The following is a 12,417-nucleotide window of genomic DNA, read 5'->3' on the forward strand; positions in this document are numbered from 1 at the left end:
GGTAACCGGGCGGGGCGGGCAGCGACGGGCCCGGCCCCTCAGAGCGCGTCGAGCAGGCCGCGCACGTCGTCGGCGCTGAGCGAGGCCGAGAACATGCCCTCGTCGTCGCCGAGGACCGCGTCGAAGAGCTGCGCCTTGCGCTCCTTGAGCGCCATGACCTTCTCCTCGACGGTCCCCTCGGAGACGAGCCGGAACACCATGACGTTGCGCGTCTGGCCGATACGGTGCGTCCGGTCGATGGCCTGCGCCTCGGTGGCCGGGTTCCACCACGGGTCGAGCAGGTAGACGTAGTCCGCCTCGGTCAGGTTCAGCCCGAAGCCACCGGCCTTGAGGCTGATGAGGAACACGGGTGCCGTGCCGTCCTTGAAGCGGCGGATCACCGCGGCCCGGTCCGGCGTGGAGCCGTCGAGGTACTCGACGTCGAGACCGGCGTCGCGGCACCGCTCCGCCGCCCGCTGGAGGAACGACGTGAACTGGGAGAACACCAGCGCACGGTGCCCCTCGGCAGCAAGCTCGACCAGCTGCTCCTCCAGCACCTCCAGCTTGGCGGACCGCACGCCGCGGTACGCCTCCGGGTCCACCAGGGCGGCGTCCAGGGCCAGCCGGCGCAGGGTGGTGAGCGCGCGGAAGACTGCGACCCGGTTGGCGTCGAAGTCGGTCAGCAGACCGAGCAGGCGGGAGCGCTCACGCTGCAGGTGAGTGTCGTAGACCCGCCGGTGCCGCGGGTCGAGCGTCACGCGGAGCACCTGCTCCTGGCGGTCGGGCAGCTCCGGGGCCACCTGCTCCTTGGTGCGGCGCAGCAGCAGCGGGCGCACGCGCCGCCGGAGGCGGGCCAGGGCCGCGGCGCCCGCCCGGGCCACCGACGCGTCCCGCGCCCCCGCGCCGAGCGCGGCGTCACGGGCAGCGGCCTCGACGGGCCGGACGTACTCGAGCCGGAACCGGCCCGCCGACGGGAACAGCCCGGGCGCGACGATCGCGAGCATCGCCCAGAGCTCCATCAGGTTGTTCTCGAGCGGTGTACCGGTGATCGCCACCTTGAACGGCGCTCTCAGGCGGCGGGCGCACTCGTTGGCCCGGGTGCGGTGGTTCTTCGCGAACTGGGCCTCGTCGAGCACGAGCCCGCTCCACGCCACGTCCGTGAACGCCTCGAAGTCGAGCCGGAAGATCGCGTACGACGTGACGACGACGTCGGCGTCCGCAGCCACCTCCGCCACGGTGGTGCCGATCTTCGCCGCTGTGCTGGGCAGCACCGCCACCCGCAGGTCGGGCGTGAACCGCCCGGCCTCCGCGGCCCAGTTGCTCACCACGGACGCGGGTGCCACCACGAGGAACGGGCTGGCGTCCGGCTCCTCGGACCGCGCGTGCGCCAGGAACGCGAGGGTCTCCACCGTCTTGCCGAGGCCCATGTCGTCGGCGAGGATCCCGCCGAGCCCGCGCTGCCAGAGGAACGTGAGCCACTCGAAGCCGTGCTGCTGGTACGGCCGCAGGTCGGCCTTGAGCCCCGTCGGAGGGGGTACCGCGGTGGTCAGCGGGTCGCCGGCGGGCGACTCCCCGGACCGGACGAGCGCCAGCAGGTCGCCGACCGACCGCCGCCAGGCATCGGACTGCTGGACGACGTCCGCCACCTCTTCCAGCTCGCCCCACAGGCTCGCCTGGTACCGGCTGAGCCGCAGCGTGGACGGTGTGTCGCTCAGGCCCTTGGCCTCGTCGATCAGGTCGCGGAGCCGGTCGAACACCGGCCGGTCGGTGCGCATCCATGAGCCGTCGACGAGCAGCAGGCGGCCGGTACCGCGCACCAGCGCCTCGAACAAGGGCCGGAACGGGATCTCCCGGCCGTCGACGCTCACGGTGAGCTGCAGGTCGACCCAGTCGTGGTCGCTGGTGGCGGCCGCGGCGAGCCCCACGACGGGCCGCTGGTCGAGCTCGGCGTACTCGGGCACGTCCTCCGCGTCGACGCGGACGTCCGCCAGCTCGCGCAGCACCGGCACGACCGCCCGCGTCAGGTCCAGCGCGGCCAGGCCGAGGAACTCGCGCGCGTCCGCGACGGCGAACCCGCCGAACCCGTCGGCGCCCCGCACGGCGTCCTCGACCCGTCCGACGATCGCCCGCTCCAGCCCCGGATCGCGGAGCGGGTCCGCGTCGTCGGCCCCGAAGGGGCGTCGTGCGCTGCCGTACTCCCACTCCCAGGTGACGCCCGCCCGGGCCGGGGACTCGTAGCGCACGTGCGCCACGAGCACGGGCCGCGGGGGCTCGGGCAGGTCGACGCTGCCGTCGGACGAGACACCCACCCGCCGCCGGAGCGACGGGTAGACCTCGTCGAGGAACTCGGGCACGTCCGCGGGCGGCACTACCGTCTCGGGGAGGGCGAGCAGCTCCCGCTGCGGCGCGGTCAGAGCTCCCCGTACCGGCCCGAGGAGGAGGACCTGGCCGCCGTCGTGCCGCTCCACGGCGAACAGGCCCGCCGGGCCCGCCGCCCCGAAGGCGGACGCAACGGCCGGCACGCCGTCGAACCGCAGGGCGGGCGCGAGCCGCAGCCCGCCGTCGCCGGTGGCTGAGGCCTCGGCCACCACCTCCGCCCGGCGCGCGAGGCGCACCGTCTCGCCGCTGGCGGCGCCGACCAGCTCGATCCCGAGGTCGGCCGCCTGCTCCAGGTGCGTCCAGACGGCGCGGCCGAGGTCGCCCAGGTCCACCCACGCGGGAAGGCGGTACCGGCTCCCCCGGTTCGCGGCCAGGTCGGCGAGCTCGACGAACCACTCGCGCACCTGCGGGTCGAGCGGCAGGCCGTACCCGTAGCGCAGCCGGTCCCACGACGCCTCGGGCCCCGCCGTCCACCGCCCCGCGCCGGTGCGCAGGGCGGGGCGCACGGCGATCGTCGGCGGCGGCGCACCCGGGAGGACAGCCGCCGACGTGAGCCGCACGCGCAGCCCGGCGGTCAGGTCGCCGCCCGCCGCACCCGGAACGGGTCCCGCGGCGACCCGCCCGAGCGCGTGGCGCCAGGTCCCCTCGCCGGGGAGCCCGGCCTGCTCCGCCGGGTCCGCGGCCACGCCGCTCTCGATCAGCGTGGCCGCCACGTGCTTGCAGTCGTACCCGACGGGGCACGAGCAGTCGGCCGCGATCACCTCGTACCTGCCGGAGCGGGCCACGTCGAAGGTCACGAGGCACTGGTAGACGCTGCGCCCGCTCCCCCGCACACGCGCCCCGAGCTCGCGCGTCCTGGCCCGCCAGGTCCAGTCCAGGACGCGCCCCGAGCGCTGGTAGTCCAGGCCGCGCTCGTAGGCCGCGGCGCCGACGAGACGGCGCACGGCACCTTCGTCGAGGCTCGGCGGAGTGGTGGAGAGGGGCACCCGGCCATGGTTCCACAGGGTCCGCCCGACGCCCCGCCCCACCGAGGCAGCGGGTTCGTCCGACGAAGGCACTGCCTCGGCCAGAACTCTCATAGCCGTTGCGTTATATAACACCAGGCACATACAGTGGGTCCTATGAGCTCCACCGCAGCCCGCGCCCTCGACGCTCTGGGCGACCCCGTCCGGCGCCGCGTCGTCGAGCTCCTCGCCGACGGTCCGCGCACCGCCGGCGAGCTCGCCGACGTCCTGCGCACCGAGCGCGGCCTCTCCCAGCCTGGTACGTCCCGGCACCTGCGGGTCCTGCGGGAGGCGGGGGTGGTCACGAGCAGCGCGGACGCCCAGCGCCGGGTCTACGAGCTCAGCGCCGGCACCTTGCGCGACACCCAGGACTGGCTCGGCTCCGTCGCGGCCTTCTGGACCCAGCGCCTCGACGCCCTCGGCACCGAGATCGCCCGCGGGAACCGCGAGCGCCGCACCCCGGAGGACACATGACCATCCCGAACCTCGGCGTCCTGCGCCGCCTCGCCGGCACCACCGTGCTGCCCGACGACGACGCCACGGTCGCCGTCCGCTTCGAGCGCACCTTCCCCACCACCCCCGCCGACCTGTGGGACGCGGTGACGCGGCCGGAGCGAGTGGCCCGGTGGCTGGGCGGGCTCACGGGCGACCTGCGTGCGGGCGGCGACTTCGTCCTCGACCTGACCGGCGGCGACCCGGACAGCGAGTCGCGCAACTGGGGCCGCGTGGTCGCGTGCGAGCCGGGCCGCAGGCTGCTCGTGACGTGGGAGGCGCCCGGCGGGCAGGCGACGTCGGAGGTGGAGGTGACCACGACCGCCGTCGGGCAGGACGGTGCGCTGCTCACGCTCGAGCACCGGGCGCTGCCCGAGGCCTCGGCACGCGGGTACGGCGCGGGCTGGCACGCCTTCCTCGACCGGCTGGCCGCCGAGCTGGCCCACGAGCCGGCCGACGAGCCGCAGCCCGGCTGGGACGCGCTCTTCGCGCAGTATCTGCCCGGCTACCGGGACCTTCCGGTGGCCGCCGCCAGCCCCTGACGGGAGGGGCGAAGGCCCGCGCGGGGTGCGGCGGGCACCAGGCCCTCTAGACTCGTGGCTCGTGATCCGCCTGAACCCCGAACAGCTCGTCTTCGTGACGGAGCGCCACCTGGCCACCCTCACGACGCTGCGCGAGGACGGCTCGCCGCACGTGGTGCCCGTCGCGTTCACGTGGGATCCCGAGCAGGGGGTCGTGCGGATCACGACGAACCGCGAGTCGGTCAAGGCGCGGAACGCCGCACCGCGGGCGGACGGGACTCCCGCGCGAGGGGCGATCTGCCAGGTGCAGGGCGGCCGGTGGATCACCCTGGAGGGCACCATCGTGGTGAACGAGGACCCGGACGAGATCGCCACCGCGGTGGAGCGCTACGCCCGCCGGTACCGTCCGCTGCCGGAGAACCCGCAGCGGGTCGTGCTGCGCCTGACGCCGGACAAGGTGATGGCGTCGACGTACATGGCGTCGTAGCCGACCGGACGCGAGCCGCCAGGCTCAGCCCACCTGCGCGCTGACGTCTCCCTGCGGCGTCGACACCGCGACCACGTCGCCGCGGACGAGCTGGCGACCGCGCCGCGTCTCGACCTCGCCGTTGACACTGACCTCGCCCTCGGCGACGAGGTCGCGGGCGTGCGTGCCGGACTCGGCGAGGTCGGCGAGCTTCAGGAACTGGCCGAGCCGGATGACGTCGTCGCGGATCGGGACCTCAGGGACGGAAGACATGGCCCCATTCTCCCCCGCCGGCTCACGTGAGACGCGTCCGGCCCACTACGCCCCGGGGAAATAGACTGGCCGCGTGATCCAGCGCATCGATCTCCGCGGCCGGCGCCTCTCGCGCCGTGACCTGCTCGACGTCCTCCCCCGTCCCGACCTCGGGGTCGACGAGGCCGTGCATGCGGTGGAGCCGATCCTGCACGACGTGCGGACCGCCGGCGCGGTGGCCCTGCGCGCCCTCGCCGAGCGGTTCGAAGGCGTCCGTCCCGAGCACCTCCGGGTGCCCCGGGCCGCGCTCGACACCGCCCTGGCCGAGCTGGACCCCACGGTCCGGGCCGCCCTCGAGGAGGCGGTCCGGCGGGTGCGGATCGTGCACGCGGCGCAGGTGCCCGCCGACCACTCCACGGAGCTGGCGCCCGGCGCCGTCGTGCGCCAGCGCTGGATCCCGGTCCAGCGCGTGGGCCTGTACGTGCCCGGCGGTCTCGCGGTGTACCCGTCGTCGGTGGTCATGAACGTGGTCGCCGCACAGGAGGCCGGCGTGCCCAGCCTGGCCGTGGCGTCCCCGCCGCAGAAGGACCACGGCGGCCTGCCGCACCCCACCGTCCTCGCGGCGTGCGCCCTGCTCGGCGTGGACGAGGTGTACGCGGTGGGCGGCGCCCAGGCGATCGGGATGTTCGCGTACGGCGCCGCGGGCAGCGAGCCGCAGGACGGCGCGGTCCTCTGCGACCCGGTCGACGTCGTGACGGGGCCGGGCAACGTGTACGTCGCCGCCGCGAAGCGCCTCGTGCGCGGCGTGGTGGGCATCGACGCCGAGGCCGGCCCCACCGAGATCGCGGTTCTCGCAGACGACACGGCCGACCCGGGCCACGTCGCCCTCGACCTGATCAGCCAGGCGGAGCACGACCCGCTCGCGGCGTCGGTCCTGGTCACACCGTCGGTGGAGCTCGCGGGCGCGGTCGAGGCCCGGCTCGTCGACCTCGCCTCGGCCACCAAGCACTCCACTCGCGTGGCCCAGGCCCTCGGCGGCCGCCAGTCCGCGATCGTGCTGGTCGACGACGTCGCGGCCGGCCTCGAGGTGGTCGACGCCTACGGCGCGGAGCACCTCGAGATCCAGACCGACGACGCCGCCGCCGTGGCCGCGCAGGTGCGCAACGCAGGCGCCGTCTTCGTGGGCCCGTGGTCGCCCGTGTCGCTGGGCGACTACATGGCCGGCTCGAACCACGTCCTCCCGACCGGCGGCTCCGCCCACTTCGCGAGCGGGCTCGGCGTGCACAGCTTCCTCAAGTCGGTGCAGGTCATCGAGTACACGCGCGAGGCTCTGGCCGAGGTCGCGGACGGCATCGTGGCGGTCGCGAACGACGAGGACCTGCCCGCGCACGGCGAGGCCGTGCGGGGCCGCTTCCACTGAGCCCAGCGCTCCGCGAGAACAACATCGCGCAGGCAACCCGGCCGGGTTGCCTGCGCAATGTTGTTCTGGGTGGCGGTCGGTCTCCGGGACGCTGCGGTCAGAAGCCGAACGTCATGATCGGCGGCACGTGCCCGTCGTGCAGCGCGCGCAGCACCGCGAGCTCGTGCGGCACGACGGGCGTGGGCAGGGCGACGAACGAGAACCACCGCAGGCCCGCCGCCTTGTCGGACTCCTGAAGCTCGGGGGTGCCCGACCAGCGGGCCACCTCGAAGAAGAAGTCGACGCGCTGCTCCAGGGCCGGCCCGGCGGGCTCCCCGCGGTGCATGGCGGTCAGCGGCCGCACGTCGACGGGGTCCACGTCGATGCCGAGCTCGTCGCGGGCCTCGCGCACCGCGGCCTGCACCACCGACTCGCCCTCCTCGACGTGCCCGGCCGCCGCCGCGGCCCAGTGCCCGTCGCGGTAGCCGGTGCCCTGCCGGAGCTGGAGCAGCACCTGGCCCTCGCTGCGCAGCAGCACGTAGGCGGCGGGCACCACGCGAAACCGGTGGTCGGCCGACGCGTCGCGCTGGGCCCGCTCAGACCCGGCCGGACCAGACCCAGCCGGACCAGACCCGGCCGGGTCGCGCGGGGCCGTCGCGGGGCGCTCGCTCACGACAGGCAGTTCTGGCCGAGCAGCGCCTTCAGGTCGCCGAACAGCGCGGGCGACTTCTCCACGCGCAGCGTGTCGGCCGCCCGGACGACCGTCCGCTTGCCCGGCTCGGCGACCGCCACGTGCACCTCGGCCGACCCGGGGTGCGTCGCCAGCACCTCCCGGAGCCGGACGATCACCGGCTCGACGGCGCGGCTGTGCGGCACGGTCACGGCGAGCGGGGAGTCGTTCGTCGTCGTGATGTCGGGCAGCGCCACCTCCATGGCCTGCAGCTGCATGGTCTCGTCCCGGCGACGCACCTTGCCGCGCAGCACCACCACCTGGTCCTCGGCCAGGACCGTCGAGTAGGCCAGGTAGGTCTCGCCGAAGAACATGACCTCGACGGCGCCCTCCAGGTCCTCGATGGTCACGGCTGCCCACGGATTGCCGTTCTTGCTCATCTTGCGCTGCACCGAGGTGAGCAGGCCCGCGACGGTCACCACCGAGTTGTCCGGGCGGTGCTCGTCGGCCATGAGGGCCGCGATCGAGGTGTCCGCCGCTCGGGACAGCACGTGCTCCAGGCCCGACAGCGGGTGGTCGGAGACGTACAGCCCCAGCATCTCGCGCTCGAAGGTGAGCTTCTGCTTCTTCTCCCAGTCGGGCAGGTCGGGCACGTCCACGGAGAAGCCGAGGCCCGGCTCGTCGTCGTCCCCGCCGAACCCGGCGAAGAGGTCGAACTGGCCTTCCGCCTCCTTGCGCTTGACGCTGATGACCGCGTCGACCGCCTGCTCGTGGATGACGAGCAGCGAGCGCCGCGTGTGGCCCAGGGAGTCGAACGCGCCGGCCTTGATCAGGGACTCGATGGTGCGCTTGTTGCAGACCACCGCGGGCACCTTGTCGAGGAAGTCCTGGAACGACGTGAAGTCGCCCTTCTCCTCGCGGCTGGCGACGATCGCGTCCACGACATTGCGGCCCACGTTGCGCACGGCGGTGAGGCCGAAGCGGATGTCCTTGCCCACGGCGGTGAAGTTGGCCGACGACGAGTTCACGTCCGGCGGGAGCACCGTGATGCCCATGCGACGGCACTCGTTGAGGTAGAGGGCCGACTTGTCCTTGTCGTCGCGCACGCTCGTGAGAAGGCCGGCCATGTACTCGCCGGGGTAGTGCGCCTTGAGGTACGCGGTCCAGTACGAGACGAGACCGTAGGCCGCGGTGTGCGCCTTGTTGAACGCGTAGTCCGCGAACGACTCGAGGACGTTCCACAGCTGGCGCTGGGCCTCCTTGGAGAAGCCCCGCTCCGTCATGCCGCCGAAGAAGATCTCCTGCTGCTTGTCCAGCTCGGACTTCTTCTTCTTGCCCATGGCGCGACGCAGCAGGTCGGCCTGTCCGAGCGTGTAGCCGGCGACCCGCTGGGCCGTGGCCATGACCTGCTCCTGGTACACGATGAGGCCGTACGTGGTGTCCAGGATGTCCGAGAGCGGCTCCGCGAGCTCCGGGTGGATCGGCGTGATCTCCTGCTGGCCGTTCTTGCGGAGCGCGTAGTTGGTGTGCGAGTTCACGCCCATGGGACCCGGGCGGTACAGCGCCAGGACGGCGGAGATGTCCTCGAAGTTGTCAGGCTTCATGAGGCGGAGCAGCGAGCGCATGGGGCCGCCGTCGAGCTGGAACACCCCGAGCGTGTCACCGCGGGCGAGCAGCTGGTACGTCTCGACGTCGTCCAGCGCCAGCGCCTCGAGGTCCAGCGGCGGCTTGCCGTTCAGCACGATGTTCTCGAGCGCGTCGTCGAGGATCGTGAGGTTGCGCAGCCCCAGGAAGTCCATCTTGATCAGGCCGAGGCCCTCGGACGTGGGGTAGTCGAACTGCGTGATGACCGCGCCGTCCTGCGGGCGCCGCATGATCGGGATGATGTCGATCAGCGGGTCGCTGGACATGATGACGCCGGCGGCGTGGACGCCCCACTGGCGCTTCAGGCCCTCGATACCGCGGGCCAGCTCGACGACCCGCTGCGCCTCCGGGTCGCTGTTGTGGACCTGGCGGAATTCCTCGGCCTCGTTGTACCGCTTGTCCTCGGGGTTGAAGATGCCGCCGAGCGAGATGTCCTTGCCCATGATGGCGGGCGGCATGGCCTTGGTGAGCTTCTCCCCCATGGCGTACGGCATGCCGAGGAGCCGGGCGGAGTCCTTCAGGGCCTGCTTGGCCTTGATGGTGCCGTAGGTGACGATCTGCGCGACGCGGTCCTCGCCGTACTTCTGCGTGACGTACTTGATGACCTCCCCGCGACGGCGCTCGTCGAAGTCGACGTCGAAGTCGGGCATGGACACGCGGTCCGGGTTGAGGAACCGCTCGAAGATGAGGCCGTGCGGGATGGGGTCCAGGTCGGTGATCCGCATGGCGTACGCGGCCATCGAGCCGGCACCCGAGCCACGGCCCGGCCCCACGCGGATGCCGTTGTTCTTGGCCCAGTTGATGAAGTCGGCGACCACGAGGAAGTACCCGGGGAAACCCATCTGGACGATGACCGAGACCTCGTAGTCGGCGCGCTTGCGCACCTCGTCCGAGATGCCGCCGGGGTAGCGGGCGTGGAGTCCGCGCTCGACCTCCTTGATGAACCAGCTGGTCTCGTCCTCGCCCTCCGGCACGGGGTAGCGCGGCATGTAGTTGGCCGACGTGTTGAACTCCACGTCGCACTGCTCCGCGATGAGCAGCGTGTTGTCGCACGCCTCCGGCAGCTCCGAGAAGACCTTGCGCATCTGCGCGGCGGACTTCACGTAGTAGCCCGTGCCGTCGAACTTGAACCGGTCCGGGTCGTCCAGCGTGGAGCCGGAGTTGATCGCCAGCAGGGCCTCCTGCGACGAGGCGTCCTCCTCGCGGACGTAGTGGAGGTCGTTCGTGGCGACGAGCGGGGCGCCGATGGTCTTCGACAGCTCGAGGAGCTGCTTGGTCACGCGGGTCTCGATCTCGAGCCCGTGGTCCATGAGCTCGATGAAGAAGTGCTCCTTGCCGAAGATGTCCTGCAGCTCACCGGCGACCCGCACCGCCTCGTCCCACTGGCCCAGCCGCATCCGGGTCTGGATCTCTCCCGACGGGCAGCCCGACGTGGCCGTCAGCCCCGGGCTGTAGCGCTGCAGCAGCTCCCGGTCCATGCGCGGCCACTTGCCCATCTGCCCCTCGAGCGACGCCAGCGAGCTGGCCCGGAAGAGGTTGTGCATGCCCTCCGTGGTGCGCGCCAGCAGCGTCAGGTGCGTGTAGGCGCCGCGCGCCGACACGTCGTCGCTCTCCTGGCCGGGCTGGCCGAAGCGCACGCGCGTCTGGTCGAACCGGCTCGTGCCGGGCGTCACGTACGCCTCGACGCCGATGATCGGCTTGATGCCCTTGGCCTTGGCCTTGGCCCAGAACTCGTAGGCCCCGAAGACGTAGCCGTGGTCGGTGGTGGCGATGGCCTTCTGGCCCAGCCGCTCCACCTCGTCGAACAGGTCGCCGATCCGCGCCGCGCCGTCCAGCATCGAGTACTCGGTGTGGACGTGGAGATGGACGAAGTCCTCGGTGGCGGTCGGCATGCAGCGAGTCTAGGACGACCTTCCGACACGCCCGGGCGAACGCGCCGAGGGCCTTCTCACACGGTCAGCGGTAGGCGCCGCGGACGACCTCGAGCGCGTGCGCCAGGTCCTCGGGATACTCGCTCGACACCTCGACCCAGCGGCTCGTGAGCGGGTGCTCGAAGCCCAGGCGCACCGCGTGCAGCCACTGTCGCGTGAGGCCCACGCGGGAGGCGAGCACCGGGTCCGCCCCGTACGTCAGGTCGCCCACGAGCGGGTGCCGCAGGGCCGCGAAGTGCACCCGGATCTGGTGCGTGCGGCCCGTCTCGAGGTGCACCTCCACGAGGGACGCCGCGGACAGCATCTCCTGCACCTCGTAGTGCGTCACCGACGGCTTGCCGTCGGCCGTCACGGCGAACTTCCAGTCCGACGTGGGGTGGCGCCCGATCGGGGCGTCGATGGTGCCCGACGTCGGGTCCGGGTGCCCCTGCGCGAGCGCGTGGTACACCTTGTCGACCGTGCGCTCCTTGAACGCGCGCTTGAGCCCGGTGTAGGCGGCCTCGCTCTTGGCGACGACCATCAGCCCGGACGTACCCACGTCGAGCCGGTGCACGATCCCCTGACGCTCCGCAGCGCCCGACGTCGACACCCGGTAGCCCGCGGCTGCCAGCGCGCCCACCACGGTGGGACCGGTCCAGCCCGGCGAGGGGTGGGCCGCGACGCCCACCGGCTTGTCGATCACGACGACGTCGTCGTCGTCGTACACGATGCCCATGCCCGGCACCGGCTCCGCGACGACGGCCGGGGCCTGGTCGGCCGGGTCCGGCACGTCGACCTCGAGCCAGCCGCCGGCGGCCACCCGGTCGGACTTGCCGACCTCCCTGCCGTCCAGCCGCACCGCGCCGGACTCGGCGAGCTCCGCCGCCCGGGTCCGCGAGAAGCCGAGCATGCGGGCGAGGGTCGCGTCGACCCGCTCGCCCGCGAGCCCGTCCGGGACGGGCAGGGTCCGCAGCGGCATCAGCCCGCGTCCGGCTTCTCGGCGCCGGACGCCTCGGCGTCCGACGAGGCCTCGGCGCCCTTGCCGTCCCCGTCCTTGCTGTCCCCGTCACGCCGGCCGTCGAGGCCGATGCCGAGGAGCGACAGGATCGCGATGTGGACCGCCGCGGCGACGATCGCGATGTCTGCCACGTTGCCGACGAAGAAGCCGGCGTAGTCGATGAAGTCCACCACGTGCCCGCGGGCGAACCCGGGGTCACGCAGCAGCCTGTCGACGAGGTTGCCGACAGCCCCGCCGAGCAGCAGGCCGAGCGCGACCGCCCAGCCGCGCGAGCCCAGGCGGCCGATCATCCGGATGATGACGACCACGACGACCGCGACGACGATGGTGAGCAGCCAGGTCATGCCCGTCGCGATGGACAGGGCGGCGCCCGGGTTGTAGATCAGGCGCAGCTGGAGCAGCTCGCCCACCAGCGGGACCGGCTCGCCCCCGACCGTCAGCGACGACTCGGCCCACCACTTGGTGAGCTGGTCGGCGGCCAGCACGACGGCGGCCAGGACTGCGGTCCAGGCCACGAGGACACGGCTGGCCCGCGGCCGCTCGGGCGTCCCGGGGCCGGGCTGGGTCGCGCCCTCGTCGGACGCGCCCTCGGGCGTGGTGCCGGGCACCGGGTCGGTCTCCGTGGTGGCGACGGGTTCGGCGGGCACGGGTTCGGCGGGGGTAGACATCGCCCGCAAGTCTGC

General features: G+C 72.9%; 10 protein-coding genes. 4 read left to right on the forward strand and 6 right to left on the reverse strand.

Annotated features, from left to right (window positions below; all coding sequences use genetic code 11):
• Window positions 1-38 precede the first annotated feature (38 nt).
• Window positions 39-3,344, reverse strand: coding sequence for a DEAD/DEAH box helicase (locus tag AC060K_RS03570; protein WP_483764085.1), 3,306 nt, complete (start codon window positions 3,342-3,344; stop codon window positions 39-41).
• Between the two features lie 135 nt (window positions 3,345-3,479).
• Here AC060K_RS03570 and AC060K_RS03575 point away from each other — a divergent pair, with 135 nt between their 5' ends.
• The 3 genes from AC060K_RS03575 (at window position 3,480) to AC060K_RS03585 (ending at window position 4,862) form a co-directional block, all read left to right on the forward strand.
• Entirely contained in the window at window positions 3,480-3,836 is a 357-nt protein-coding gene (locus AC060K_RS03575) for an ArsR/SmtB family transcription factor (protein WP_483764086.1), read from the forward strand.
• Window positions 3,833-4,396, forward strand: coding sequence for an SRPBCC family protein (locus AC060K_RS03580; protein ID WP_483764087.1), 564 nt, complete (start codon window positions 3,833-3,835; stop codon window positions 4,394-4,396). Before AC060K_RS03575 ends, AC060K_RS03580 begins: the two co-directional genes overlap by 4 nt.
• 61 nt (window positions 4,397-4,457) lie before the next feature.
• Window positions 4,458-4,862, forward strand: coding sequence for a pyridoxamine 5'-phosphate oxidase family protein (locus AC060K_RS03585; RefSeq protein WP_483764088.1), 405 nt, complete (start codon window positions 4,458-4,460; stop codon window positions 4,860-4,862).
• 24 nt (window positions 4,863-4,886) lie between these two features.
• Here the strand turns inward: AC060K_RS03585 and AC060K_RS03590 are convergent, their stop codons facing one another.
• The gene (locus AC060K_RS03590; protein ID WP_483764089.1) at window positions 4,887-5,114 is read right to left on the reverse strand and encodes an RNA-binding S4 domain-containing protein; all 228 of its coding nucleotides are present in this window, start codon (window positions 5,112-5,114) and stop codon (window positions 4,887-4,889) included.
• 73 nt (window positions 5,115-5,187) lie between these two features.
• On the opposite strand from AC060K_RS03590, the gene hisD reads away from it, so the two are divergent.
• Window positions 5,188-6,513, forward strand: coding sequence for a histidinol dehydrogenase (gene hisD, locus AC060K_RS03595; RefSeq protein WP_483764090.1), 1,326 nt, complete (start codon window positions 5,188-5,190; stop codon window positions 6,511-6,513).
• A gap of 97 nt (window positions 6,514-6,610) precedes the next feature.
• Here the strand turns inward: hisD and AC060K_RS03600 are convergent, their stop codons facing one another.
• The 4 genes from AC060K_RS03600 to AC060K_RS03615 form a co-directional block, all read right to left on the reverse strand.
• Complete coding sequence (locus AC060K_RS03600) at window positions 6,611-7,165, reverse strand: NUDIX hydrolase (protein ID WP_483764091.1); 555 nt, start codon at window positions 7,163-7,165, stop codon at window positions 6,611-6,613.
• The gene (gene dnaE, locus AC060K_RS03605; protein ID WP_483764092.1) at window positions 7,162-10,698 is read right to left on the reverse strand and encodes a DNA polymerase III subunit alpha; all 3,537 of its coding nucleotides are present in this window, start codon (window positions 10,696-10,698) and stop codon (window positions 7,162-7,164) included. The genes AC060K_RS03600 and dnaE overlap by 4 nt, the downstream gene beginning before the upstream one ends.
• 64 nt (window positions 10,699-10,762) lie before the next feature.
• Window positions 10,763-11,695 (reverse strand): RluA family pseudouridine synthase, encoded by a 933-nt coding sequence (locus AC060K_RS03610; RefSeq protein ID WP_483764093.1) that lies wholly within the window; start codon window positions 11,693-11,695, stop codon window positions 10,763-10,765.
• Window positions 11,695-12,402 (reverse strand): signal peptidase II, encoded by a 708-nt coding sequence (locus AC060K_RS03615; RefSeq protein ID WP_483764094.1) that lies wholly within the window; start codon window positions 12,400-12,402, stop codon window positions 11,695-11,697. The genes AC060K_RS03610 and AC060K_RS03615 overlap by 1 nt, the downstream gene beginning before the upstream one ends.
• Between the last annotated feature and the right edge of the window lie 15 nt (window positions 12,403-12,417).

Source organism: Antribacter sp. NEAU-D49, from assembly GCF_057158775.1.